The 25,443-nt window shown below is 64.5% G+C and carries 19 protein-coding genes and 1 pseudogene; 6 read left to right on the forward strand and 14 right to left on the reverse strand.

Annotated elements, in window-relative coordinates:
• Position 1 precedes the first annotated feature (1 nt).
• Positions 2-1,597 carry a GMC oxidoreductase gene (locus ACZ60G_RS20765; RefSeq protein WP_465811672.1) on the reverse strand — a complete coding sequence of 532 codons (1,596 nt, stop codon included), beginning with the start codon at positions 1,595-1,597 and terminating at the stop codon, positions 2-4.
• A 92-nt stretch (positions 1,598-1,689) separates the two neighbouring features.
• Here ACZ60G_RS20765 and ACZ60G_RS20770 point away from each other — a divergent pair, with 92 nt between their 5' ends.
• Together ACZ60G_RS20770 and ACZ60G_RS20775 are read left to right on the forward strand one after the other, a co-directional pair.
• Positions 1,690-2,247: a TetR family transcriptional regulator gene (locus tag ACZ60G_RS20770; protein ID WP_465811673.1), complete on the forward strand. Its 558-nt coding sequence runs from the start codon at positions 1,690-1,692 to the stop codon at positions 2,245-2,247.
• A 21-nt stretch (positions 2,248-2,268) separates the two neighbouring features.
• The gene (locus tag ACZ60G_RS20775) at positions 2,269-2,937 is read left to right on the forward strand and encodes a cyclase family protein (RefSeq protein ID WP_465811674.1); all 669 of its coding nucleotides are present in this window, start codon (positions 2,269-2,271) and stop codon (positions 2,935-2,937) included.
• Here the strand turns inward: ACZ60G_RS20775 and ACZ60G_RS20780 are convergent.
• The 10 genes from ACZ60G_RS20780 to pruA all read right to left on the reverse strand — a co-directional run bounded on the left by ACZ60G_RS20780 (position 2,923) and on the right by pruA (position 15,323).
• The gene (locus ACZ60G_RS20780; RefSeq protein WP_465811675.1) at positions 2,923-4,200 is read right to left on the reverse strand and encodes a glucarate dehydratase family protein; all 1,278 of its coding nucleotides are present in this window, start codon (positions 4,198-4,200) and stop codon (positions 2,923-2,925) included. The two genes, ACZ60G_RS20775 and ACZ60G_RS20780, sit on opposite strands and share 15 nt — an antisense overlap.
• A 1-nt stretch (position 4,201) precedes the next feature.
• Positions 4,202-5,644 (reverse strand): aldehyde dehydrogenase (NADP(+)), encoded by a 1,443-nt coding sequence (locus ACZ60G_RS20785; protein ID WP_465811676.1) that lies wholly within the window; start codon positions 5,642-5,644, stop codon positions 4,202-4,204.
• 26 nt (positions 5,645-5,670) lie between these two features.
• On the reverse strand, positions 5,671-6,585 hold the full coding sequence (gene kdgD / locus ACZ60G_RS20790) for a 5-dehydro-4-deoxyglucarate dehydratase (RefSeq protein WP_465811677.1): 915 nt from the start codon (positions 6,583-6,585) through the stop codon (positions 5,671-5,673).
• A 10-nt stretch (positions 6,586-6,595) separates the two neighbouring features.
• Positions 6,596-7,486, reverse strand: a complete 891-nt coding sequence (locus tag ACZ60G_RS20795) for a LysR family transcriptional regulator (protein ID WP_465811678.1) — start codon at positions 7,484-7,486, stop codon at positions 6,596-6,598.
• 124 nt (positions 7,487-7,610) lie between these two features.
• Positions 7,611-8,615, reverse strand: a complete 1,005-nt coding sequence (locus ACZ60G_RS20800; protein ID WP_465811679.1) for a lactonase family protein — start codon at positions 8,613-8,615, stop codon at positions 7,611-7,613.
• Positions 8,612-10,003, reverse strand: coding sequence for a sugar porter family MFS transporter (locus ACZ60G_RS20805; protein WP_465811680.1), 1,392 nt, complete (start codon positions 10,001-10,003; stop codon positions 8,612-8,614). Before ACZ60G_RS20805 ends, ACZ60G_RS20800 begins: the two co-directional genes overlap by 4 nt.
• Positions 10,004-10,119: 116 nt before the next feature.
• Complete coding sequence (locus ACZ60G_RS20810) at positions 10,120-10,920, reverse strand: NAD-dependent epimerase/dehydratase family protein (RefSeq protein ID WP_465811681.1); 801 nt, start codon at positions 10,918-10,920, stop codon at positions 10,120-10,122.
• Positions 10,921-11,118: 198 nt separating this feature from the next.
• Positions 11,119-12,552: an amino acid permease gene (locus tag ACZ60G_RS20815; protein ID WP_465811682.1), complete on the reverse strand. Its 1,434-nt coding sequence runs from the start codon at positions 12,550-12,552 to the stop codon at positions 11,119-11,121.
• 165 nt (positions 12,553-12,717) lie between these two features.
• Positions 12,718-13,677: a proline dehydrogenase family protein gene (locus tag ACZ60G_RS20820; RefSeq protein ID WP_465811683.1), complete on the reverse strand. Its 960-nt coding sequence runs from the start codon at positions 13,675-13,677 to the stop codon at positions 12,718-12,720.
• Positions 13,677-15,323: an L-glutamate gamma-semialdehyde dehydrogenase gene (pruA, locus tag ACZ60G_RS20825; RefSeq protein WP_465811684.1), complete on the reverse strand. Its 1,647-nt coding sequence runs from the start codon at positions 15,321-15,323 to the stop codon at positions 13,677-13,679. Before pruA ends, ACZ60G_RS20820 begins: the two co-directional genes overlap by 1 nt.
• A gap of 143 nt (positions 15,324-15,466) precedes the next feature.
• On the opposite strand from pruA, the pseudogene ACZ60G_RS20830 reads away from it, so the two are divergent.
• Together ACZ60G_RS20830 and ACZ60G_RS20835 are read left to right on the forward strand one after the other, a co-directional pair.
• A pseudogene (locus ACZ60G_RS20830) lies at positions 15,467-16,663 on the forward strand (PucR family transcriptional regulator); the annotation flags it as partial.
• 83 nt (positions 16,664-16,746) lie between these two features.
• Positions 16,747-17,361: a dihydrofolate reductase family protein gene (locus tag ACZ60G_RS20835; protein WP_465811685.1), complete on the forward strand. Its 615-nt coding sequence runs from the start codon at positions 16,747-16,749 to the stop codon at positions 17,359-17,361.
• Positions 17,362-17,441: 80 nt separating this feature from the next.
• Here the strand turns inward: ACZ60G_RS20835 and ACZ60G_RS20840 are convergent, their stop codons facing one another.
• The 3 genes from ACZ60G_RS20840 to ACZ60G_RS20850 form a co-directional block, all read right to left on the reverse strand.
• Positions 17,442-18,602 carry a glycoside hydrolase family 19 protein gene (locus ACZ60G_RS20840; RefSeq protein WP_465811686.1) on the reverse strand — a complete coding sequence of 387 codons (1,161 nt, stop codon included), beginning with the start codon at positions 18,600-18,602 and terminating at the stop codon, positions 17,442-17,444.
• An 85-nt stretch (positions 18,603-18,687) separates the two neighbouring features.
• Positions 18,688-21,072: a response regulator gene (locus ACZ60G_RS20845; protein WP_465811687.1), complete on the reverse strand. Its 2,385-nt coding sequence runs from the start codon at positions 21,070-21,072 to the stop codon at positions 18,688-18,690.
• 43 nt (positions 21,073-21,115) lie between these two features.
• Positions 21,116-22,666, reverse strand: a complete 1,551-nt coding sequence (locus tag ACZ60G_RS20850) for an amino acid permease (protein ID WP_465811688.1) — start codon at positions 22,664-22,666, stop codon at positions 21,116-21,118.
• Between the two features lie 172 nt (positions 22,667-22,838).
• Here ACZ60G_RS20850 and ACZ60G_RS20855 point away from each other — a divergent pair, with 172 nt between their 5' ends.
• Positions 22,839-24,368 (forward strand): phytoene desaturase family protein, encoded by a 1,530-nt coding sequence (locus ACZ60G_RS20855; protein ID WP_465811689.1) that lies wholly within the window; start codon positions 22,839-22,841, stop codon positions 24,366-24,368.
• Between the two features lie 359 nt (positions 24,369-24,727).
• On the forward strand, positions 24,728-25,432 hold the full coding sequence (locus ACZ60G_RS20860) for a DUF8020 domain-containing protein (protein WP_465811690.1): 705 nt from the start codon (positions 24,728-24,730) through the stop codon (positions 25,430-25,432).
• Positions 25,433-25,443: the final 11 nt, after the last annotated feature.

Raw genomic sequence — 25,443 nt, forward strand, 5'->3', positions numbered from 1 at the left:
GTCAGATCGCGGTGCCGATGTCCTGGGTGACCAGATGGTCGAGGGCTCGCTCCGCGACGGCGGCGATCGTCATCGATGGATTGCAGGCCGCGGCATTACCCGGCAGGAGCGCGCCGTCGACCACATAGAGACCGCGCTGACCCAGGACCCGGCCGTCGAGATCGCAGACCGATCCCATGCTCGCGCCGCCGAGGGCATGCCAGGTGGACGGGAACAGCGCGTTGGTGTCGACCAAAATGCTTGTCGGGCCGGCGATTCGGCGCACGGCCGGATCGATGTGATTGTTCTGGATGCTCGCGTCGCCGTTCTTCGGCCACTGCAGGATCGCGTCGTCGGTCGCCGAATCGTAGACGAACCGGCCCCGGTCCGCGCTGACGCCGTATCCGACCAGCATGGTGCTCTTCGGATCCATCTGCATCGGCGGGATGGAGGCTTGGATGACGGTGAACGCGGCCTGCGGATCGTCCCAGTTCTTACTTCCGTAGACCACCGGACCGCCCTGTGCCGCACCGAAATCGGAGATGGGGTCGGTCCAGACGTAGATCCGGTCGGCATTGGTGCCCCACTGCTGACCCAGCCCATCGGGCAGGTCCGGAATCTTCCCCTTCGCACCGGCGCGCACCAGCAGTTTGGTGGTGTTCAGGCTGCCCGCCGACAGCACCAGGGCATTGGCCGTGATGATCTTGTTTTCCAGGACATTGCCGGAGGTGTCGAGCCGCTCGACGTACACGACCCAGCGGCCGTCGGGGCCGCGTTCGACATCGGTGACCTGGTGCAGCGTCTGCACCTCTACTCGTCCGGTCGCCTCGGCCGCGGCGATGTAGGTGACATCGACCGAATGCTTACCGCCGTTGTTCACGCCCATTGCGCCGTCGCCGTTGGTGTACGACGGTTTCATCTCACCGCGCAGCTCGGCGAGTGCGTAGTTCCAGTCGATGGGCATCGGAATCTTCGACAGCGGCAATCCGGCCTGGCGCACGTGGTCACCGAATACGCGTGCGGCCGTGTAGTTCCGGTTCGAGATCAACTCGTCGGGCGCCACCGCGAGCCCGAGCATGCGCGCCACCCTCGGGTAGTGCACCCGATCCATGGTCGCCCAGTCGAGTTCCCCGGGCAGATTCGCATCGAATACCGGCTGCGTCGGCTGTAGCGACATGCCCTGGTAGATCAGCGAGCCGCCGCCGAGGCCCGCGGCGCACAGGGCGGTCATATTCGTTCCGGGTACCGCCTCGACCAGGCCGGTATACGGTTCGAATACCAGTGGTGCACCGAATAATGTCGGGCTGGACCGGTACCAGAGCACCCGCTTGTCGAGTGCCGAGGCGCGCGGGAAGGTCTCCGCATTCGGCCCGGTCGGCCAGCGCATTCCGCGTTCGAGCAGCAGCACCGGGACGCCGGCCTGGGCCAAGCGCAGCGCGGTCACCCCGCCACCGAATCCGGATCCGACCACCACGACCCGGCGTTCCTCCCGGGTGAGTGGGACGCTGTTGACCCGTGCGGCGATGCCGTGTGTCGGGTTGGTGGTTCGTGAGCCGAGTATGGCGGCGCCGGCCGCCGCGGTGGCGGTCAACAGGGTCCGGCGGGTGATCACCGACATGCACATCCTCACTCGCATCCGGACTGCCTTGTCCGGTTTGCTCGACAGTTTGCTGGAGACTGTCGGTCGCGTCAAGCGGTAGCGTTGGGTGGATGACAGCGTCGCGCCGACCGAACCTGGGGCCAAAAGCAGCGGCTGGAAACCGGGCGGCTCTGATTCGGGCGGCTCGAACTGTATTCGCGGAGAACGGATTCGACGCACCGCTGAGTTTGATCGCGCGCGCGGCAGGTGTCGGACAGGGTGTGCTGTACCGGCATTTTCCGACCAGGGAGAGCATGGCGCTGGCGGTATTCGAGGAGAATATCGTCGAGTTGGAAGTGCTTGCCGCCGACCCGGCGACCACGGTCGGGGATGTGCTGGCCCTCATCGTCGATCAGCTGAATGCGTCCGCGGCCTTCATCGCCATGATCTATCCGTCGAACACCGAGGACGAGCAGTTGCTCGGCGCAGCATGGCGGCTACTCGGCCTCATCGCCCAGAAACTCGACGACCCGCGCCAGCGCGGCGATCTTCGCGCCGATGTCACGGCAATGGACGTCGTATTAGCGGTAGCGATGCTGGCGGCCGTGCTGGCGAAGACGGACCCGAAATCCAGGCAGGCCACATCCCGGCAGGCGTGGGCGATATTGGAGCGTGGGCTGCGCGCGTGATCTGCGGGTACGGTTTCTAGCATGAGCAAGGCGATAGTCGAGCTGTCTCATCCGATCTCGGACGGCATGCTCACCTATCCCGGCCTGCCTGGACCGCGAGTCACCACACACATTGCACGTGACCGGTCGGCGCTGATCGATATGACCTACGAAATCGCGCGCGTGGATACCGTCGGCAATGCGGGGACATATATCGACGCGCCCTTCCACTTCCATGCCGACGGCGCCGATATCGCCGAGCTGCCGCTGGAACGGCTGTTCAACGTGCCGATCGTGATCATCCGCGCGACGGGAAGCCGCGTAGTCGGACCGGATGTGCTCGGCGACCCTGCCCGGCTATGGGGCAAGGCGGTGCTCGTGCACACCGGATGGTCGGCTCGGTGGGGTTCGTCGGCGTACCGGGGCCCCGGGCATCCGTTCTTGGTCGGCGAGGTCGCCGATGCGCTGGTCGCCGCCAATGTGGCACTGGTCGGCATCGACTCGCTCGATATCGACGACACGTCTCTGCCGACGCGGCCGTGCCACCACACGCTGCTCGGGGCGGGAATCCCGATCATCGAGCAGCTGACAAACCTGGACGCGGTCCCCGACACCGGTGCCAGGCTGGTCGCACTCCCGGCGCCGGTGTGTGGGATGGGCTCGTTTCCGCTACGCGCGGTCGCCTGGACCGATCCCTCAGTATTTGGGTGAGGTCGGCGGCTGGTACGCCGGATCGACCAGGCGCATGCCCGCGATGTCATCGCGATTGTGCCACTGCGGCAAGGCTTTCCAGCGATGATGGAGGCGCTCGAGTGCGTCCGTATCGAGTTGGATGCCCAGGCCGGGTGCGTCGGGGACGGTGACGGCGCCCCCTTCGAAGACAATTGGTTCGGCGATCACATCCTCGGGCTGCCATGGGTAATGGGTGTCGCAGGCGTAGGTCAATTCGGGGACGGTGGCGGCCACGTGGGTCATTGCCGCGAGGCTGATTCCGAGGTGAGTATTGGAGTGCATCGAGACGCCTTTGCCGTAGGCGTGGCAGACGGCGGCCAGGTCGCGGGTGGCGAACAGCCCGCCCCAGAAGTGATGGTCGGACAGCACGATCTGGACGGCATCGAGATCGAAGGCGGTCCGCACCTCCTCGATCGAGGTGACGATCATATTGGTGGCCAACGGCATTCCGGTGCGGCGATGCACTTCCGCCATATCCTCGCGGCGGGCGGTCGGGTCTTCCAGGTATTCGACGACGCCCGAAAGTTGTTCGGCGACAGTCGTTGCGCTGCTCAGCGACCAACCGCCGTTGGGATCCAGCCGCAGCGGATGATCCGGAAATGCCTTGGCCAATGCCTCGATCGCGGCGACTTCCTCCTCGGGCGGGAATACGCCACCCTTGAGTTTGAACGAGCGGAATCCGCCATGGGCGGCGAACTTCTCGGCCAGACGGACGACGCCGTCGGGATCGATGACCTCGCCCCAGTCGTCGGTCGGTGCGTCGGGGAACGGATGGTCGGCCCACTTGTAGAACAGGTAGCCGGAATAGTCGACCCGGTCGCGGACCTTGCCGCCGAGCAAGGCGTGCACAGGTAGGCCGAGTTCGCGACCGTGGGCGTCGAGTGCGGCGGATTCGAAGGCCGATATCACGCTGAGTCGCACCTTGTCGGTGGTGAGGGTGCCGCGCAGTCCGCCCGCGATCGGGTTGTCGATCAGCACCTCCCCGGTGGTGTTCGCGCCGAGCAGGCGGATGGCGTTGACCGCGGCGACCGGCATACCGATCAACTGTGGGGCCAGGTCGGCCGCGCGATCGAGGTAGACGCGGTCGCCATAGGTTTCGCCGAGACCGCAAGCACCGCTGTCGGTTTCGATCTCGACGATCAGGCGCGGCGTATAGGGCTGGTGCACGCCACCGACATTGAGCAGGGGAGCGTCGGCGATGAGGATCGGGGTCAGTCGAACATCGGTGATAACGGGGGACATATCAGTCTCGCTTTCCGTCGACGCGGCGCGGCAGCCGCCACGGGTTGGCCTCGCGCAGGGCGGGTGGGAGCAGTTCGTCCGGGAAGCCCTGCCAGGCGATCGGCCGCAGGAAGCGGGCGATGGCGGCGGTGCCCACCGACGTGGTTGTCGGGGCAGTGGTGGCCGGATATGGGCCGCCGTGCTGTTGGGCCCAGCTGACGGTGACGCCGGTGGGCCAGTCGTTCCACAGCAGTCGGCCCGCGAGTGCGGTGAGGGCGGGCAGGAGGGGGCGCACATCGTCGATCTCGGAGTCCTGCGCAACGATCGTGGCAGTGAGTCCGGGCTCGAGTTCGTGCAGAACCTGTTGCAACTCGACGAGATTCGCATATTCGACGACCAGCGCCGCCGGGCCGAAGCATTCCGCCTGCAGGGCCGCACCGCCTGACAGGAAATCGGTGGCGCGCACGCTCAGCAAGGTCGGCACGAGCAGATCGACGGGTGCCGAAATGGCAGTGACTGCGGAACTTTCGCGCAGGGTGGTGACGCGCGATCGGAAGCCGTTGGCGATGTGCTCGTTGAGTAGCGGCCGTGGTGGCACGGCCGCGGCCGCGGTGGTCAGCGCGTCGGTGAGTCCGTGCTCCGACGGCAGCAGCAGCACACCGGGTTTGGTGCAGAACTGTCCGGCACCGAGGGTGAACGATCCGACGAATCCCTCGACGATCTGTTGTCCGCGCGCGCGAATCGCACCGGGCAGTACCACTACCGGATTGACGCTGCCGAGTTCGCCGTAGAACGGGATCGGACGCGGTCGTGACGATGCGATATCGAACAGCGCCCGGCCACCCGAAAGGGAACCGGTGAACGATGCGGCGGCGATATCCGGATGGCGCAGCGCGGTAGTGCCCGCATCGACGCCGTGGATGACCGCGAAGGTGCCTTCCGGTGCCCCGCCCGCTGTCAGTGCTTCGCGCACGATCGCGCCGGTCCGTTCGGATAGCCGTGGGTGCCCCGGATGTGCTTTGAGGACAACGGGACAGCCTGCGGCCAGTGCCGAGGCGGTATCGCCGCCCGCGACGCTGAACGCGAACGGGAAGTTGCTCGCGGCGAAAACTAGTGTGGGGCCGATCGGTACGAGGCTGCGCCGGATATCGGGTCGCGGTCCCATCGGCCAGCTCGGATCGGCGTGATCCACGGTGGCGGCGAGGAATTCGCCATCGGCGAGCACTTCGGCGAACAGTCGCAACTGGAAGGTGGTGCGGGTCAATTCGCCACGCAGGCGCGGTGTTTCGGGCAGATTGGTCTCAGTCGCGGCGAGCGGTACGAGTTCATCGGCGGCGGCATCGAGGGCGTCGGCGATCCGGGTGAGCCACTGTGCGCGTTCGGCGGGTGTGGTGTCGGCGAGGCGGCCTGCGGCGTCGGTCGCGGCGGCGATGATCCGCTCGAGTTCGTCGAGGTCGGTGTCCATGAAATCCTCCCGAATGTTGTGGCTGTTCATGCGATCGTGGCGACCAGTGCGGTCAGTTCGGCGAGCTCGTACGCGGTCAGATCGGTCAGGGGCGGCCGCACCGGCCCGGCCGGATGACCGATGGCGGTCAGTCCGGCCTTGACGATCGACACCGCATAACCGGGAGCGCGGTCACGAATATCGAGATAGGGGATGACGAAGTCGCGCAACCGCCGGTAGACCTCATCGCGGTCACGGGCCCGCACCGCTCGGTAGAAGTCGAGCGCGAACTCCGGCACGAAGTTGAAGATCGCGGAAGAGTATGTGGTGACACCCATTTCGGCATAGGGGAGGGCGAAGGTCTCCGCCGTCGGCAGCCCGCCGATATAGGTGAGCCGGTCGCCGAGCCGGGCATAGATGCGCGTCATCGTCTCGATATTGCCGACACCGTCCTTGAACCCGACCAGATTCGGGCAGCGCTCAACCATCTTGGCCAAGGTCACGTCATTGCATGTCGCGTTGGCGCGGCTGTAGAAGATGACACCGAGCGAGGTGGCGGCGCAGATGGCTGCGACATGTTCGACCAGCCCGTCCGGTCCGGCTTCGGTGAGATACGGCGGCATGAGCAGAATGCCTTCGGCCCCAGCGGCTTCGGCAGAGCGGGCCTGGTCGATCGCCGCGGCAGTGCCCGCGGTGGCCGGCGCGACAACGGGGATCCGGCCACCGGTCTCGGCGACCGCGGCGCGCACCACCTGATCGATTTCGGGTGGCGTCAGCGAGAAACCCTCACCCGTACCACCCGCGGCGAACAGACCGGCCACCTCGTATTGCGACAGCCAGGCAATGTGTTTGCGGTAGGCGGCCTCGTCGAAGGCCAGCTCCGCATCGAAATGCGTGACAGGGAAGGACAGTAGCCCGCGGCCAAGTGCCGGGCCCAGCTCGTCGGCGGACAGATGGGACATGTGGTTCCTCTCATGGAGCGGGCGGCAGCGAATCGAGCAGTTCGATGACTCGGTGCAGCGCCGGATTGGCGCAGTCGCGCCGCCAGATCGCGTGCAGGACAACGGGATCCTCGACGCCGATGAGCGGGCGGAACCGCACGCCGTCGGGATGCAGGTGGGTGGAGGTTTCCGGCACCAGGGCCAGGCCGCGTCCGGCGGCCACCAGCGCGAGCATGGTGTGCACCTGGGTGAGTTCATGGGTGGCGGTGTAGGGCACGGCGGCGAGGATGCCGGAGACCAGATCGGCGAAATAGCGAGCCGGGCCCGGCGCATACACCAGCAGAGTTTCGCCGCCCAGTTCCTCGATCGCGATCGGACCGTCTCCGGCCAGTTTGTGCTGTTCCGGCACGGCCAGAATCAAACCTTCGGAATGCACCAGCCGCGAATCGAATTCGGTGCGGTCGAACGGCGGGCGGGCCAGCGCCAGATCGAGGCTGCCGCTGCGCAGGTTCTCGAACTGGTCGGAACTCACCATCTCGCGCAGCACGATCTCGACCTGGTCGAGTCCGGCCTCGATGTGATTGAGGAACCGCCCGAGGAACCCGAAACCCGACGCCGCGGTGAACCCGATCCGCACCGTGCCCGCCCCGCCGGCAGCGACCAGGCGGGCGGTGCCCGGCGCGGCACCGGCCAGCGCCAGCAGGCGGCGCGCCTCGGTCAGGAAGACCTCCCCGGCCGGGGTCAGTTGGACTTGGCGCTGGGTGCGGTCGAACAGTTCCACGCCGATATCGCGTTCGAGCTTCTGGATCTGGCGGCTGAGCGGCGGCTGCGTCATCCGCAGGCGTTCGGCCGCCCGCCGGAAATTACCCTCCTCGGCCACCGTGACGAAGCCGCGGACCTGCTCCAGCGACAGCATCGACATCGTTCTCCTCCTGCGTTGTGGCGTGCATTCCGCCTCGCCCGCAGATTGCGCTCTCCGCAGGCTATGACTCGCTACTGATACTCGTCCAACGCCAATTCGGCATCAACCGATACCTTGAAGGTATTTATTGGAGGGCGACGATCTCGACCCAGTTGGGATCGCGGCCGACCTCGAGCCGCTGTCGTGGGGTGAGCGAGCCGGACGCGGGATCGATGGCGTAGCTGGTGACGGCAGCAGATTTCTGCCCCGCGACCACGAGGAACCGCCCGCTCGGATCGATGGCGAATCCGCGCGGCTGGGTCTCGGTGGGGGTGTGTCCGACCGGATCGAGCAGCCCGGTTGCATGGTCGATGCGAAATCCGGTGATCGTGCTCGAAGTCCGTTCGGCCACATACAGATAGCGGCCCTCGGGTGTGCTGCGCAGCTCCGAAGTCCAGGGTGGCCCACCGGATTCCGGCGGCCGCACCGCCGCCGACGCGATGAAAGTCAATGTGCCCGTGGAGGATTCGAAGCGGTAGCTGTTCACCGTGCCATCCAGCTCATTCGTCACGAAGGCGAACGCGCCGGACGGATGGAACACGAGGTGACGTGGACCAGCCCCAGGTGCTGTCTCGACCTTGGGCTGCTCATTCGGTGTGAGCCGCCCGGTTTCGGCATCGAAGCGGTACTGCAGAATCACATCACCGCCGAGCGACGCCGCGAACAGAAAGCGGTTCGACGGATCGGCGAGTATCGAATGCGCGTGCGGCGGTGTCGATTCCACCGCGATCGGCGGTCCGACACCGCCATCAGCTGCGATCGGATTGACGGCGATCTTGTCACCGGAATACGACGCACTCAGCAGATAACGCCCGCTTCGATCCGTCGCGAGAAAGGCCATATTGTCCGGCAACGGCGCAGACGACAGTGGTGTCAACCGCCCAGTTGCCGGATCTCTGGCGAATACCGCCACCGCGAACGGCGCCGAGCGCAGTGATGCGTAGAGGTACCGGTGGTCCGGACTCATCGCCAAAGGCATCACCGCGCCGTCCACCGGCTGCGACTCGACGAACGTCAGCGCACCGACGTCGTCGAGTCGCAGCACCGAGATTTCGCGACTGTCGGCATTCGAGACATAAACCACGCTCATGCGGATTTGCCGCTGACCCGCGCCCGCAGCTCCAACTCGATCTGCTCCAGACTGCGACCATTGGTCTCCGGCACGAACCGCTGCACCAGCATGAACATCACCACGCTGACCGCAGCGAAGATCCAGGCGGAATAGCCCAGTCCGAGATGATCGTTCATCACCGGGAACAGGAAGGTGATGGCGAAGGTCGAACTCCACAGCACCACACTGCCGACGCCCATGCCGACACCGCGCACCCGCAGCGGGAAGATCTCCGCCATCATCACCCACACCACCGCGCCCCAACCCAATTCGTAACCCGCGAGATAGATATTGAGCAGAATCAGCGTGGTGAGGCCGGTGATGGTGTGATTGTGCACGCCGAGCACTATTGCGCCGAGCAGGAACAGGGACGAGGCCATACACACATTGCCGAGCAGCAGCAAAGGCTTTCGGCCCCAACGGTCCACGACGAATATCACCCAGGCCGTGAATGCCACCTTGATCGCACCGAGCACAATGGACGCCAGCAATGATGTCGAATTTCCGAAGCCGAGATCCTTGAACATGGTCGGCGCGTACACATTCACGGCATTGACACCCGAGAACTGTTGTCCGACAGCCAGAATAAGCGCCACCGCCAAAGCCGGCCGCGCCCACGGTGCCAACAGATCCCGCAGCCGCCCCTTCTGCTGCTCATCCAATCGAATGACCGAGCGAATGCTGCTGATCTCGGATTCGATCTCATCGGCGCGATGGGTACCGGCCAGCACGGCTCGCGCTTCCTCCTCGCGCCCGGCATGGACCAGCCAGCGCGGCGTCTCCGGCAGCACCGACATGCCCGCCAGTAGCGCCGCAGCGGGAATCGCCGCGACCGCGAACATCATGCGCCAGTTACCGCTGCCGGACAGCGCCCAGTCCACGATGTAGGCGATCAGGATGCCCGAGACGATCATCAGCTGATTCAACGTCGACAATGCACCGCGCGCCCTGGTCGGGGCTAGTTCGGACAGGTAGGTGGGCACCGTCGCCGACGAACACCCCACCGCGATACCGGTGATGAAACGGGCGATCACCAGCGCCGTCACATTGGGCGCGAGCGCACAGCCGAGTGCGCCGACCGCGAAGACCGCGGCGGCCAACATGATGGTTCGCCGTCGCCCCAGCCGATCGGTGATCCGTCCGGCAATGGCCGCGCCGATCACCGCACCGGCGGCCAGGCAGCCACCGATCACACCCTGCGTCACCGAGGACAGATGCCAGGACTTCTTGATGAACAACAGCACCCCGGAGATGACCCCGAGGTCGTAACCGAAGAGAATGCCGCCGAGGGCGCCGAAGAAATAGAGAAATTTGACATTGGACGCGAGCGCCGATTTCGGCGCCGTCGTCATTGTTTTGAATTGCATTGTGCTGCACTTCTTTCGCGGTGGAGCAAAGTGCCATCAGCGTCACATGCCGATGGTGCGAAGTTCGGAGAAAGACGATTCCGTCTTGGTATCGGGTGATGCGTTTTCGGTGGCGGTCAGAGCGGATTCGGTTTGCCGAGTGGCGTTTCCACGAACGGACCACCGATAAGCCACGGACCGGGATCGCCGACAGCCGCAATATCGGCGGCGAACTGTTCGGCATCATCCAGGCTGTGGTAACCGAGTTCTGCGGCCTCGGCCAGAGATGCGACCGCGCGGGTATTGCCGGAGACGCCCCAGATCACCCGGTAGCCGGGGCGCTCCGCGGCCAGGCAGGCCTCGAAGAGTCGCGCGCAATCATCGGGGGACAACCACATCGACAGCCCGCGCGCATCATGGGGGCGCTCGAAGCACGAGCCGATCCGGATGCAGATCACATCCATGTCGAATCGGGAGTGGTAGAGACTGCCGAGCGCCTCGACGGCCGCTTTGCTGACACCGTAATAGGTGTCGGGCCGGGGTGAGGCGTCACCGGGAATCGGGTCATCGCCGACGGCGCGGAATCCCACGGCATGATTACTCGAGGCGAGTACGACCCGTGGCACACCGGCCTGCCGCGCCGCCTCCAAAACCGTATGCGTGCCGTCGATATTGACGGCGAGCACGTTGTCCCAGCTGTCTTCCCGGCTGATCCCGCCGAGGTGGATGATCGCGTCCACATCGCGGCAGGCCGCGGCCATGGTGGCCGGATCGGTGAGCGATCCGGTGACGAGCTCGACCCGTTCGCGTGCCGTCGGCGCGGGGAGTTCGGTCAGATCCAGTAGCCGCAGAATGCGACCGGGGCGCCGTAGGCGGGGCCGCATGAGCGTGCCGATTCCGCCGCCGGCGCCGGTAATGAGAATTCGGTGATCATTCATGCGGCATCGGTCTCGCTCGTATGGCCGAAAATGCCGACAGAAATGCTGGTTTCGCACATTGAGTCCTCCTGTGTGCGAGCGGAAGTGTGGGGTAGGTCACTTCCGCTCGAACGTGTCAGAAGGGTATGGCGCTGAATTGATGCCTGTCCAACACCGTTTCTGTATCGACCGATGCCGTAGCGGCATCGGTCGATCGCCCTACTTCGCCAGCGAGACGTCCCCACCGCGCTCCAGCTTGGAATGCATCCGCGAGTACCCGAAGTACACGGCGAGGCCGATCACCAGCCACACCGCGAAGCGCAGCCAGGTCTCCCACGGCAGCGACCAGATCAGGTAAATCGAGAAGCCGATGCCGACCAGCGGCACCACCGGCATGAGCGGCAATTTGAACGCGCGCGGCTGATCGGGTCGGGTGCGGCGCAGCACCATCACCGCGACGGAGACCACGATGAAGGCCATCAGAATGCCGATATTCGTCAGCTCGGCGACCACGGTGATATCGAGCAGACCGGCCATCGTCGCGGATCCGATGCCGACGATCCAGGTCACCCGGGTCGGCACCTTGCGGACCGGATGCGTCTTGGCGAACCACTCCGGCAGCAGCCCGTCGCGGCTCATCGCGAACCACACGCGGGTCACGCCGAGCATGAAGGTGAGCACCACGGTGACGATGCCGACGATCGCGCCGATCGCGATGATATTCGCGACACCCGGCATGCCGACCGACTCGAATGCGGTGGAGAAACCGCTGGTCGGGCTGATCTCGGTGTACTTCTGCATCCCGGTCAGCACCAGCGTTGCCAGCACGTACAGCACCATCGCGATGGCCAGCGAGTAGATGATCGCCTTGGGCAGATGCTTCTTGCCGTCGACGGATTCCTCGGCGGCGGTACTCATCGCGTCATAGCCGAAGACGGCGAAGAAGACCGTTGCCGCACCGGTCCATACCGCGCCCACGCCGAATGGGAAGTACGGGGTGTAGTTGGAGCTGTCGATGTGGAAGACGCCGAGCACGATGATCAGCACGACCAAGGCGACCTTGATGCCGACGGCGACCGTCTCGAAGCGGCCGACGCTCTTGATGCCGCGCGAGAGCAACCACGCGGTGCCCAGACAGAACAGCACCGCGAAGACGTCGATCACGTGGCCCTCACCGGTGCCGTGCGCGCCCATCATCCAATCGGGCAGCGAGATATCGACTTGTCCCAGTAGGAATTTGAAGTATCCGGAGACGCCGATCGCGACCACCGCCGCCACCGCGATGTACTCCAGCAGCAGATCCCAGCCGATGAACCAGCCCGCGATTTCGCCGAGGGAGACATAGCCGTAGGTGTAGGCGGATCCGGCCTTCGGCACCATCCCGGCGAATTCCGCGTAGCACAGCGCCGCGCAGGCGCTGGCGACACCGGCGATCAGGAACGAGATGAGCACCGCCGGGCCGGTGACGGAATGCGCGACCGAACCGGCCAGGGCGAAAATGCCCGCGCCGATAATGCCGCCGACGCCGATCGCCGTGAGCTGCCACAGTCCGAGTGACCGCTTCAGTTGCTCGTCCGCGGGCCCGGTCTCCTCCTCGATCTGCTCGAGGGGTTTGCGGCGCAACATCTGGCTGCGCAACTCCGCGAGGGGCATGGGTCTTCCTTTCGTCCTCTGCGATACCCGACAGGGCAGTAACGCAGATCACATTCTGAGCAGCACTCAGCTAATCGGACCACAAACGCCCTGTGATCGGCGAGTTGGATAAATAAACTTCGGTGGCCTTGTCCGACTGCACAGACAAGGCCGCCGAGCTGGGGATCAGCGCTGGCTGCCCGGTCGCAGCGAGCGCAGGAAGAACGCCACATTGGCCGGGCGTTCGGCGAGTCGGCGCATGAAGTAGCCGTACCACTGATCGCCGTAGGGCACATAGACCCGAACGTGCCGTTCTTCGCGGACGAGTCGGCGCTGTTCGGCGTCGCGGATGCCGTAGAGCATCTGGAACTCGAAATCGTCGGAGCCGCGCCGAGTTGCTGTGGCGAAAACCCCGGCGGCCTCGATGAGTGCCGGATCGTGGGTAGCGACCATCGGATAGCCGTCACCGTTCATCAGCACCCGCAGACAGTCCAGATAGGACTGGTCGACCTCGGCCCGGCTCTGATACGCCACCGACGCGGGTTCGCGATATGCGCCCTTGCACAGGCGAATTCGCGAGCCCGGACCGGAAAAGTCTCGGCAGTCGGCCTCGGTGCGCCGCAGATAGGCCTGTAGGACGGTACCGAGCGACGGGAAGTCGGCACGCAACTCCCGCACGATCGACAGAGTCGAATCGGTGGTCGTGTGATCCTCGGCGTCGATGGTGACCAGCACGCCCGCATCCGCTGCGGCAGTGCAGATCTGGTGCGCGTGCTCGTGAGCGATCGCGTGACCGTCCGCGGGCAGGGATTGGCCGAGCGCCGAGAGCTTGAGCGAAACCTCCAGCGGCCCAACGGTTCCTGACTGGCGGAGCAACGTGAGTAACGACAGCAACGACAGATAGTGCGTTACCGTATTGCGTGCCTGCTCGATATCGGTGGTGTCCTCGCCGAGGTAGTCGACGGTGATATAGCGACCCGAACTCAGCAGATTCTCCACGGCCGCAACCGCATTCGGCTCGGATTCACCGGCGACAAAGCGGTCCACCAGCTTCTTGGTGGTCGACATGCGGGTGACGGTGCGCTCCATGCGCGGCGAGCGCGAGGCGGCCAGCATGGCTGGGCGAAGCAGACCGGAAATTGCCATCAGATCTCCTCGGGTGCCTGGTGCGGATAGGTGTGCTCGGTCGGCGGGACGAAGGTTTCCTTGATGGTGCGGGCGGAGGTCCAGCGCAACAGATTCTGCGGCGAGCCTGCCTTGTCATTGGTGCCCGACGCGCGGGATCCGCCGAAGGGCTGCTGACCGACGACCGCGCCGGTGGGCTTGTCGTTGATGTAGAAGTTGCCCGCGGTGAAGCGCAGACTTTCGGTCGCCTTGGCCACGGCATGGCGGTCATCGGCGATGATCGCGCCGGTCAGGCCGTAGGCCGAACCGCCGTCGACCAGGTCGAGTGCCGCATCGAAGGATCCGGCGACGGAATCGTCGTAGACGTGGACCGCGAGAATCGGGCCGAAGTATTCGGTGCTGAATGCCTCGTCGGTGGGGTCGTCGCCGAGCAGGATGGTCGGGTCGACGAAATATCCGACGGTGTCGTCCGTATGTCCACCCACCGCGATGGTCAAGCCCGAGGTGGCCTTGGCGCGGGCGATGGCATCGGCATTGCGATCGAAGGCACGCTGGTCGATGACCGCGCCGCCGAAGTTCGCGAAATCGGTGACATCGCCGTAGCTCAGCGTACCGACCTTATCGATGAGATCCCGGCCCATCTTGGCCCACACCGACTTCGGGACGAATGCGCGCGAGGCCGCCGAGCACTTCTGGCCCTGATAGTCGAAGGCGCCGCGGATCAGCGCGGTGGTCAGTACCTCCGGATCCGCCGAGCTGTGCGCCAGCACGAAATCCTTACCGCCGGTCTCACCGACCAGGCGCGGATAGGTGTTGTAGTCGGCGATATTCATCGCTACCGAACGCCACAGGTGCTGGAAGGTCGCGGTCGAACCGGTGAAGTGAATGCCCGCGAGCCGTCGATCGGTCAGCGCGACATCGGAGATCTTCGGGCCCGCGCCGTGCACCATATTGATGACACCGGGCGGCAGACCCGCGGCCTCCAGCAGTTTCATCGTCCAATACGCGGCCACCGCCTGGGTGGGCGACGGCTTCCACAGGACCGTATTGCCCATCAGGGCGGGCGCGGTCGGCAGATTGCCCGCGATCGCGGTGAAGTTGAACGGGGTGATCGCGTAGACGAAGCCCTCCAGCGGGCGGTATTCGACCTTGTTCCATACACCCGGGGTCGAGATCGGCTGGTCGGCCAGGATCTGCCGGGCGAAATGAACATTGAAGCGCCAGAAGTCGACCAGTTCGCACGGTGCGTCGATCTCGGCCTGGTAGGCGGTCTTGGACTGCCCCAGCATGGTTGCGGCGGCGATGGTTTCGCGCCACGGGCCGGACAGCAGATCGGCGGCCCGTAGGAAGATCGCGGCGCGATCCTCGAAAGACAGCGACCGCCAGCCGGGCGCGGCGGCGGAGGCGGCGGCGATCGCATCCTCGACATCCCCGGCCTCGGCGGTGGTGAGGGTGCCGAGTACGGCGACATGATTGTGCGGCTGCACGACGTCGATGCTCTTACCCGAGGTGCGCCGGTGCTCGCCGCCGATAACATGGTGGATCTCGGTCGGCGTCGCGGCGAGTTCGGTCAGTTTCGCCCGCAGTCGTGCGCGTTCGGCGCTGCCCGGTGCGAAGGTGCCGACCGGCTCGTTGGCCGGGCGTGGCGTGGACACGATGGCGTCCATGAGTCCTCCTTGCTGGTATATGACGGTGAGCCGAAGTCAACACGGCAAAACAGCCCGCAGAATCGGACAAGCGGACAAAGATGGGATGACCGGATTGGCGAGTCGTATGAAAGTGGGCAGTGGTCGTGGCTAGCGAGAGTGAGTTGGTGGCCGCGGACCTGGACCTGTTCGGATTGGCGCAGATGGTCGCCCAGAACGCGGGCGGGATGGTGTCAATCGAGGACCCGCAATCGCATGTGCTCGCGTATTCGGCCTCGGATCAGGCGGCCGACCAGCTGCGGGTGCTTTCGATCCTCGGCCGGGAGGGGCCGCGCGACTATCTGCAGGTGCTGCGCAAATGGGGAGTGTTCGATCGGCTGCGCGGTACCGACGATGTCATCGACATACCGGCGCACGAGGAGCTGGATATCAAGCGCCGCCTGGTGGTGAGCATTCGCGAGCAGGCCGAGGGGAATGCGCCGCGAGTACTCGGGTCGATCTGGCTGCAGCAGGGCGACCGGCCGTTCAAACCGGATGCCGCGGAGATCCTGCGCGGTGCGTCGGCCATTGCCGCCCGGCTGATTTCGCGCAGTCTGGACGCGCCCTCCACCGAGGCACTACTGATTCAGCGGCTGTTCGACACCGGTGGTGGCACCGCCGATGTGCCTGCCGTGGCGAGTGCGTTGAATCTTCCACTGACCGGTCCGGCCGCGGTGGTCGGCTTCGCGGTCGCTTCCGGTGTGAAGCCGCCCGCTGCCTTCGGCAATACGCTTCGCTTGCGCGCCAGCTCATTTCGAGGTGATTCGGTGACGACCATCCTCGGCGATCGGGTGTATGTGTTGCTGCCGCAGTACCGTTCGGCGCATGCCGTGACCGCGTGGACTCGTCAGCTGGTCGAACAACTCGAAGCCAAATTCGAATTGCGCGCCGCCATCGCCTGTCCCATACCGGATCTGGCCCATGTCGCGGGCGCGCGCTCCGAGGTGGACCGGGTCCTCGACAGCACGGTCGCGACCTATCCGCGCGGCCGGGTGACCACGCTGGCCGAATCGCGCACCGCGGTACTGCTCGGTGAAATCCTCGATCTCGTCGGCCCGCGGCCGGAACTGCACGATCCGCGCCTGCGCAAGTTGCTGGACTACGACCGCAAGCATTCCGCGAATCTGTGCGAGAGCGTCGAGACCTATCTGCGTGAACACGGCGACGTGCGCAATGCCGCGACGGCGCTGCAGGTGCATCCGAATACCCTGCGCTACCGGATCCGCCGGGTCGAGGACATTCTCGGGATGGACCTCACCGATCCCGCCGATCGCCTGCTGCTCGAACTCCAACTCGCCCTGCATCGCCGAGCGCCCGAATAGGCGCGCACGCGAGCGATGATTTCTCCGGCTCCCGTCCGTCTGATCTGGTGACGGGGCATCAACCACCGACCAAGGAGATACCGATGCGGAAAATCACCGCCGGACTGTTCATCGCACTCGACGGCGTCGTCGAGAACCCCCAGGATTGGCACTTCCCGTACTTCAACGAGGAGATGGCCGCGGCCGTCGACAGCCAGCTCGGTGCGGCCGATACGCTGCTGTTGGGCCGCAAGACCTACGAGGGTTTCGCCGGGGCATGGCCGGAGCGGGAGGCCGCGGGCGATGTGGACGCCGAGATGGCCAAGAAGCTCGGCGACGCGCGCAAGATCGTGGTCACGCATCAGGATCTCACCTTCACCTGGCGCAATTCCGAAGTGCTGAAAGGTGATCTGGCGGAGGCCGTCGCGGCGCTGAAGGATGAGCCCGGCGACGCACCCATCGGCATCAGCGGATCGGTATCCGTTGTCCGCCAACTGCTCGAGGTCGGGCTCTTGGACGAACTGCACCTGCTGGTGCACCCGATCGCGGTGCGCAAGGGCCTGCGATTGTTCGAGGAGACCGACGCTGCGCTTCCGCTGCGACTGCTTTCGTCCAATACCTTCAAAACCGGTGTCGTCCACCTGGTGTACGCCAAGGCGGCGGCCGAAGGTACCGAAGGGTACGAGTACGCGAAACAGTTCCTGCCCCAAGAGGATTAGTAAGACCTCGAGTGGCATATGGTCTCGTGGCCATGTGCCATTCGGGCGCTGCAACTACGGAACTGTGGTCTTCGCTTGGATCATTCTGCGTCGAGGACCTTGCGTGCGCGGCGGTAATTCTCGTTGCGCTCCGCGCTTCCGTTGCTTCCGCCGTTGATCGTATGCGTGATCGCGTCGATATCCGATTTATCCGCATCTTCGTTCAAATCCTTGGAATCCCAATACCATCCAGCAGTGGCGAAGGCGTATTTCGGGTCCTCGGCCAGGTCGGGGTTTTTGACGAAATCCACCTCGAGGGCATCGCTCGCCTTCCGGTAGTTGGTACGCCCGGTCAGTTGCAGCGCGCCTCTGCCGTGAAAGTTGGCGCCGTCACCGGACTGCTCGTTTCCGAGGTCTTTGCGTGCCCCGTAGTTCCTCTCGAAGTAGGCCTTGCCACCGTATTCTTCGAGGGTTTTCAAATTGTCGGTCTCCACTCCGACCTGCGCAAGGAAAGCGGCCGCACGCTTGGGCGTATCGATCCCGTAGTCACGCATCGCCTGATCGAGGTAGGGGAGGTATTTTTCCAGCGCGGACTCGGGGGTGTGGGGGAAGATCTTCTCGAGTTGCGCCAAGGTCACGGGGCTCATCTGCCCGGCCCGCTCCGAGTTGGTTCCGATGATGTCGACGAAGTCCCTCTCCACACGCAGGACTCTCGTGACAATGTCGGTCAACAGCGACTTTTCCTCACTCGCCGTCAACTTGCCCGATCGTGCGGAGACCGCCAGCGAGGCCGCTTGCAGTACCAGCCCCTGCATTTGCGCCTCGTCGCGGATCTCCTTGGCCATCCTCGCGTTATCGCCCGCGACATCCCCAACTTTGCCGGAGAGCTTGGTATCCCGCTCTTTCAAACCCGCGGTCAGCTCTGATAATTCGGCAGATTTCGTGTTGTAATGCGCGGTCACCACGGATTTGTTGGCCACGTCGTAGAGGTTTGCCGCATCGAGCAACGTCGTCAGATCGGGAATATCGGCGGGGTTTCCGGTGCCGAGCTGATCGACCATCAATCGAAATGCGGTTCGAGCGAATTCGACTGCGCGCTGGACAGTCTCCGAAGCACCCGGCGGCGCGGCGAGCTTGTCGATCTGCCCGCGTGCGTCCGCCACCACCGGCGATACGGTCGGCTTTTGTCCTTTCGGCGGTAGCAGTCCGTATTGCGCTCCCGCCCAAGGATCACCGGCGATGGGGTCGTAGTGGGAGCCCATCCGCGGAATTCTCGCACAGTCGGTTCGGCGCTTTTGCGCCTCGACTTCCCAGCGGTGGGCCTCGCACGCTGATCGCGTTACTCGGTCAGCACCGGCCGGTGCGCGGGATCGTCAGGGACCAAGCGGTTTCGGTGGGTATGGGCGTAGTGACCGTCAGGTTTGCGCCGTAGCCGACAAGTGTTTCCGACAATGGTTCGGGCTCATGCTCCGATATTGCGGGATCGGTTGGTGTCCAAGTGATTTCGTGCATGACGATGGCAAATTGGCGGTCGTCGAGGATGACGTTGACCCGGATATCCTCGGCGACCGCACGCCGGCGCATCGTGCGCAGTACCCGTTCTACGACTTCGAGCGCTGCGGATGTGAGAGCGGGATCGAGATCGTTGACCGGTCCGGCGAAGCCGACTTGGGACTGTGCGCCGAGTGCTTCGGCGGCCTCGCTGGCGAGTTCCATGATCTCCGTGCGGAATGGGGTCTCGTTTTCGACTTCCGAGGCGAGTTCCGCGACGGTGTCGCGGATGTGATCGATGACGGCATCGAGTTCTTGGACCGCGTTGTCGATGCGGGCGGTGACGGCCGGCATCCGGGCCAGGTGACGGATCCCGCTCAATCGCATCCCGATGCCGAACAGTTGATCGATCACCGTGCGGTGCAGTTCGTGAGCGATGCGGTCGCGTTCGTTGATGATCCGCAAGGCCCGTAGTTGCGTCTCGGCAAGCCGGAGGTTCACCAGATTGTCCACCCGTGCTCGGAGTTCGGCGACCTCGAAAGGCTTCCGCAGATAGTCGTTGGCGCCGGCACGCAGCAGATCCAGCCGCGACCGCTCGTCTGCGCGAGCGCTGACGATGAGTACCGGGGTGTTGCGCAGCTCGTGGTCGGCGCGGATCTCGTGCAGAAGTTCGTCGCCGCTCATGCCCGGCATCATGAGGTCGCACACGATCAGATCCGGCTTGTGTGCTCGGGCCAGCCGCAGTCCCGTGCCGCCGTTGTCGGCGGCAGTGACCCGATAGGACTCGGAAAGCGCTTCCCGAATCAGGGCGTTGAGATCGGCATTGTCCTCGACGACAATGACCGACGGTTTCGGTTCCGACTCATCCGATCCGGTATCCGAGTGTGTGGTGGGTTCGCCGCTCTCGGGCGTCAGCTCGGCAATCAGCGCGTCGGCGGCGTTATCTGCCCGAATCGGTATGGGCTCGGTGGCCGAGCGGCGGACCGGGGTGCCCGGTGGGGCTGCTCGCGGCAGCACGATCACGATCATCGCGCCGCCCTCCGGTGCGTCGGTGATGGTGATGTCACCGCGTTGCAGGCGCACCAGATCACGGACGATGCTGAGGCCCAAACCTGTGCCGCCCACCGCGCGGGTCGCCGCGCCATCGACCTGACGGAACCGCTCTAAGACCGTGGTGCGGTGCGATGCCGGTATGCCTGGGCCGCTATCGGCGATCTCGATGACCACGTCGTCATCGGCAGGGCGTACGGTGCAGCGGATCATGCCGCCTTCGGGGACGAATTTGAAGGCGTTGGACAGCAGATTCAGAAGAATGCGCTGCAGGTGTTCGGGATCGAGTGCGGCGGGGACGGGCTGCGGCGCGTCGAGGGCCAGGCGGATGCCGCGGTCGACCGCCATGGACTCGAAGAAGGCCGAGCCGAGCCGCACCTGCTCGGTGACATCGATCCAGGCGTAATCGGGTCGTATGGCGCCCGACTCCAGCTTCGAGGCGTCGAGCAGATCGTCGATCTGACGCTGCAGTATGCGCGCATTGCGCAGGATCAGCTCGAGTTCGTCGCGGTCGGCGGGCGCGCACCGGTCGAGCAACTTCTGGGTCGGCGCCAAGATCAACATGAGCGGGGTTCGCAGCTCGTGGCTGATATTGGCGACGAACTCGCTCTTCAGTTCGTCCAGTTCCTTCGCGCGAGCGTACAAATGAGTCAGCTCGACATTGGCCTCCTTGAGCTGCCTGCTGGTTTCGGCGACTTCACGGGCCCGGGCGAATACCTCCTGTTCCATTTCCTGGCTCGAAGCCCGCAGTGCGGCGGTTTCCTCTCGTTTCGCCGCGTCGGATGCTTCGAGCCGGACGAAATCGGTGACATCTTCGACGCGGTGGATGACATAGCGCAGTTCGCCGTCGGTACCGAGGACTGGGGAGTTGGTCGGACTCCAGAATCGCGGTTCGAAGGTGCCGTCGGGCTTGCGGATGTCGTAGCGCTGAACCGGCATCGCATCGGTGACCCGGTTCCGCAGCACCCGTTCCAGCGATACCCGCAGGTTACGGACGCCTTCTGCCGACGAATCGTCCGGATTGTCCGGAAATGCCTTGAAAATATTCTTGCCGAGGAGGTCCTGTCGTTCGGTCATCGTCGCGGCGGCATATGCGTCGGTCACCGCGACGATGCACAGGTCGGCATCGAGTACCAGGTACAGACCTGGTGCGGACTCGAAAACGGCGCGGAAATCGATCTCCACGGACACACGTCGACTCTATCCCCACCGTGCGGCCACCGATATGAGCAGGTCAGGCCTGTACCGGTGCCTCGGACTCGCCGGTCTCGACGACCGTTCGCCTGGGTCCGGTGAACCAGTGTCTGGCCGATGCGAGCCACCAGATGCCGATCGCGCCCACCACGCCGACCAGGGTGATCGGTGCGTAATTGACGGTGTTCCAAGTGAATTCGCTGTTCCACGGATAGCCGCGGTCATCGGTGGGCAGGATGAACAGCAGGCTGATCAGCACGATCCAGATCAGGGCGATGATGCCGACGGGTCGATACCAGGGGCCGAGTTGCCAAGGGCCGGTGTGGAATCGGCCGCCGTGCAGTTGGCGCAACAGAATCGGGATGCCGTAGGCGATGTAGAGGCCGATGGTGGCGACGGAGGTGGCCGCCGCGTAGGCGGTCGGCGCGTTCTCCGCGGGCACCAGCATCGACGGGATCAGCAGCACGAACGAGAAGAACGAGATGAACAGCACCGCGTGCACCGGCACCTTGCGGGCCGAAAGTCGCGACCAGTAGGCCGATCCTGGCACCGCGCCGTCACGGGAGAAGGCGAACAGCATGCGTGAGGCCGAGGTGACCGAGGCGTAGCCGCAGAACAGCTGCGCGATCGCGGCGATGATCAGCAGCAGCCCGGACCAGAACGAATTCAGCGAGTTCTCCAGGATGTAGATCACCGGGTAGCCGCTGTTCTTCGCCGGATCGAGCGCATCGTCGAGATTCGGAATCGCGAAGGTCACCGCCATGATGAGCAGATAACCGGCGACGGCCGAGACGACAATGGTATTGATGATGCCCTTGGCCGCCGTGCGCGCGGCATCGTGGGTCTCCTCCGACATATGCGCCGATGCGTCGTAGCCGGTGAATGTGTACTGCGCGTGCAGCAATCCGAGCAGGAAGCTGAACGCCACCCCGCCGAAGCCGACCGCGCTGTTGTCGACGGTTTCGGTGAAGACGAAGCCGACGCTCTGATGGTGGCTCGCGCCGAAACCGAGTACCACGACGAAGATCGCCACACCGCCGACATGCCACCAGGCGGAGATGTTGTTGATGACCGCGGACAGATGCGGGCCGATCGCATTGAGTACGGCGTGCAGGATCAGGATCGCCGTGAAGACCAAAAAGATTGCGGTGCGGTCGGTTCCGATATCGATGCCGATCACATTGAGCACCGCGGTGGTGAAGATGGCCGCGCCGTAGTCGATGGCGGCGGTCACCGCGATCTGGCCGATCAGGTTGAACCACCCGGTGAACCAGCCCCAGACCGGGCCGCCCAATTCGGATGCCCACCAGTACAGGCCGCCGGAAGTCGGGTAGGCCGAGGCCAATTCGGCCATCGCCAGGCCCACGAACAACACCATGACCGAGACCAGCGGCCAGCCCCACGCCATGGTGATCGGGCCGCCGTTGGCCAGACCGATGCCATAACTGGCCAATCCGCCGGTCAGGATGGAGACGATGGTGAAGCTGATGGCGAAGTTGGAGAATCCAGACCAGGATCTCGCCAATTCCTGTTTGTAGCCGAGTTCGGCCAGGCGCCGTTCGTCGTCGGATGGTGTGGTGGATTCGGTCATGATCGCTCCCAGGTGAAAACGCCGCCCTCATACAGCGTTTGCCAGAAGCTAAGTGTGAAGTGAGTGCTGGTCAATCGCAGGGAAATATGGAAACCGGGCCGTAATCTCTCGGCAATCGCACATTCGGAGATTGGATCCGCGCAATCCGTGGTAGGCAGGACGGATGCGACCGATGCGCTCCTCCTATGACGTGGTGGTGGTCGGTGGTGGTCACAATGGGCTGGTGGCCGCCGCATACCTGGCGCGAGCCGGGCGTTCGGTGCTGGTGCTGGAGCGGCAGGAGCACACCGGTGGGGCCGCGGTTTCGGCACGGGTGTTCCCGGGCGTCGATGCGCGATTGTCGCGGTATTCGTATCTGGTGAGCCTGCTGCCGCGACAGATCGTCGACGAACTCGGGCTGCGGTTCGCGACGCGGCGTCGGCGGATCTCGTCATATACGCCGGTCGGGGACGGTGGACTGCTGGTCGATACCGGTTCCGAGGCCAGAACCAGGGACAGCTTCGTGCGGCTCACCGGATCGGACCGGGATTTCCGGGCGTGGCAGGAGTTCTACGGCGCGACCGCGCGGCTCGCGCAGCGGGTTTTTCCGACGCTGACGCAACCGTTGCCGACACGGTCGGAGCTCGAGCGGGTTGTCGACGATCCCGCCACCTGGTCGGCGCTGTTCGAGCGGCCGCTGGGGGAGACAGTCGAGTCCACCTTTGCCGACGACACCGTGCGCGGGGTCGTGCTCACCGACGCACTCATCGGAACCTTCACCCATGCGCACGATCCTGAACTGCGGCAGAACCGGTGCTTCCTCTACCACGTGATCGGTGGCGGCACCGGCGACTGGGATGTGCCGATCGGCGGTATGGGCGCGCTCACCGACGCACTCGCCGACACGGTTCGCGCCGCCGGTGCCGAGCTGATCACCGGCTGTGCCGTTACCGAGGTCGAATCCGACGATTTCACAGCCGAAGTACGCTATGCGGACGGTGTGATCAGCGCGCGGCATGTGCTCATCAATGCGGCACCGCATGAGCTCGCACAGCTGCTGGGCATACCCGGGGAGCCGAAACCCGAAGGCTCCCAACTGAAAGTGAATATGGTGCTGCGGCGGTTACCTCGGTTGCGCGACGTTTCGACAGATTCGCGCGAGGCATTCGCCGGGACATTTCATATCGCCGAATCGTATTCGCAACTGGACCAGGCATATCGCGAGGCGTCCGGCGGACGGATCCCGTCGGCCCCGCCGTCGGAGATCTACTGTCACACCTTGACCGACCCCTCGATTCTCGCGCCCGGCTCCGATCTGCACACCCTCACGCTGTTCGGATTACACACTCCGGCAAGGCTTTTCGAGTCCGATCCGGAGGGGGCGAAGATGATGGCCGTGAAAGCCGCACTGGCCCAACTGGATGCGGTACTCGCCGAACCGCTTGTCGGTTGCCTCGCACTCGGCGAAGATGGTGCACCCTGTATCGAGGCCAAGTCGCCGGTAGACCTGGAACGTGAGGTGGCCCTCCCTGGCGGGCATATCTTCCACCGAGACCTGGCCTTCCCTTATCGCTGCGGCGAAGCCGATACTCCGGCGGCGCGCTGGGGTGTGGCTACGGACGTGCCGAACGTCTTCATCTGCGGTGCGGGCGCGATTCGCGGCGGCGGTGTCAGCGGTATCCCCGGCCACAATGCCGCCATGGCAGTTCTCGAAACGCGCTGATCACGAGTGGGCCACCAGTGTGAGCGGCATCACAATGAAAATTGCGTCATGCAGATTTCGCATTACTGTCTTGCGCGGGATGGCTCGACACTGATGGGTCATGACGGTTTTCGCTCGAGGATTTACGTTTTGCCCATGGTGGAATTCGATTGTGGCATCCGAGTTTCCCGCGCAGGTTTCTACCTGATGGCCGCGAGATATACGAATCTGGTTAGTGTGATGCAAATCACATCATGATCAACTCGGGCATGAAAATGTGGCAATTATTGAGCAAATATTAACGATTTGGTCACGAACCACTTGCGTGCAGCGGTTTTAATGGGTCTGCTTCCGCAGTCCACCCCGTTAGGAACCAAAGCATGTTGATGAGGAAATTCGCCGCGACCTCGGCGCTGGTGATCGCGGCGCTCGGTGCCACGGCCGGAACCGTGAATGCCGCGCCCGAAACCGACAACGGCGCCGTGAACTACACGGCCACCACGACTCCGTCCTCGACCATCATCAAGACCGACGCCGGTTCGCTTGTCGACGAAGACGGTGTCTTCAAGATCAAAGCCGTCGACGGTACAACCCTCGCGGGCACCGAATTGTCCTTCCGGGTGGACGATTTCGTCTTCCCGATCGCGGCGGATATCCAGGATCACACCGCGACGCTGACACCGCAGTTCGATATGGCCCACGCCGTGTACAAGCCGGTGGCGCTGCCGTTCGAGGACAAGGCCCCATGGAAGTCCGACTACGACCGTGAGCAGGCCGCCTGGAACCGCCTGACCAGTACCATCAGCATGGGCGCCACCATCGGCACTTTGGTCGGCGGTCTCGGCGGCGGCGCCATCGGCTGTGTTCTCGGCGGTATCGCGGGCGCGACCGTCGCCGCGGCCACCATTGTCGGCCTGTTCGGTCCCTTCATCCCGGCCGCCGCGGTCGGCTGCATCGGCGGCATCATCGCCGTCGGCGCGCTCGGCACCCTGGCCGGACAGATCTTCGTCACGGCCCCGGTCGCCATCGCCGCCGCAATTCAGTACTTCACCACGATCAACCAGCCCTTCTCGGCACCGAAGTAAACCCGGCACAC

This window comes from Nocardia sp. NPDC102475 (genome assembly GCF_055584605.1).

Excerpts from the sequence above, each read along its gene's own strand:
- ACZ60G_RS20860 (WP_465811690.1), top strand. The coding sequence starts at position 24,728 with ATGTTGATGAGGAAATTCGCCGCGACCTCGGCGCTGGTGATCGCGGCG.
- ACZ60G_RS20780 (WP_465811675.1), bottom strand. The coding sequence starts at position 4,200 with ATGTCCCCCGTTATCACCGATGTTCGACTGACCCCGATCCTCATCGCC.
- pruA (WP_465811684.1), bottom strand. The coding sequence starts at position 15,323 with ATGGACGCCATCGTGTCCACGCCACGCCCGGCCAACGAGCCGGTCGGC.
- ACZ60G_RS20770 (WP_465811673.1), top strand. The coding sequence starts at position 1,690 with ATGACAGCGTCGCGCCGACCGAACCTGGGGCCAAAAGCAGCGGCTGGA.
- ACZ60G_RS20800 (WP_465811679.1), bottom strand. The coding sequence starts at position 8,615 with ATGAGCGTGGTTTATGTCTCGAATGCCGACAGTCGCGAAATCTCGGTG.
- ACZ60G_RS20850 (WP_465811688.1), bottom strand. The coding sequence starts at position 22,666 with ATGACCGAATCCACCACACCATCCGACGACGAACGGCGCCTGGCCGAA.
- ACZ60G_RS20815 (WP_465811682.1), bottom strand. The coding sequence starts at position 12,552 with ATGCCCCTCGCGGAGTTGCGCAGCCAGATGTTGCGCCGCAAACCCCTC.
- ACZ60G_RS20835 (WP_465811685.1), top strand. The coding sequence starts at position 16,747 with ATGCGGAAAATCACCGCCGGACTGTTCATCGCACTCGACGGCGTCGTC.
- ACZ60G_RS20775 (WP_465811674.1), top strand. The coding sequence starts at position 2,269 with ATGAGCAAGGCGATAGTCGAGCTGTCTCATCCGATCTCGGACGGCATG.
- kdgD (WP_465811677.1), bottom strand. The coding sequence starts at position 6,585 with ATGTCCCATCTGTCCGCCGACGAGCTGGGCCCGGCACTTGGCCGCGGG.
- ACZ60G_RS20820 (WP_465811683.1), bottom strand. The coding sequence starts at position 13,677 with ATGGCAATTTCCGGTCTGCTTCGCCCAGCCATGCTGGCCGCCTCGCGC.
- ACZ60G_RS20765 (WP_465811672.1), bottom strand. The coding sequence starts at position 1,597 with ATGTCGGTGATCACCCGCCGGACCCTGTTGACCGCCACCGCGGCGGCC.
- ACZ60G_RS20805 (WP_465811680.1), bottom strand. The coding sequence starts at position 10,003 with ATGCAATTCAAAACAATGACGACGGCGCCGAAATCGGCGCTCGCGTCC.
- ACZ60G_RS20855 (WP_465811689.1), top strand. The coding sequence starts at position 22,839 with ATGCGCTCCTCCTATGACGTGGTGGTGGTCGGTGGTGGTCACAATGGG.
- ACZ60G_RS20795 (WP_465811678.1), bottom strand. The coding sequence starts at position 7,486 with ATGTCGATGCTGTCGCTGGAGCAGGTCCGCGGCTTCGTCACGGTGGCC.
- ACZ60G_RS20840 (WP_465811686.1), bottom strand. The coding sequence starts at position 18,602 with ATGGGCTCCCACTACGACCCCATCGCCGGTGATCCTTGGGCGGGAGCG.
- ACZ60G_RS20810 (WP_465811681.1), bottom strand. The coding sequence starts at position 10,920 with ATGAATGATCACCGAATTCTCATTACCGGCGCCGGCGGCGGAATCGGC.
- ACZ60G_RS20785 (WP_465811676.1), bottom strand. The coding sequence starts at position 5,644 with ATGGACACCGACCTCGACGAACTCGAGCGGATCATCGCCGCCGCGACC.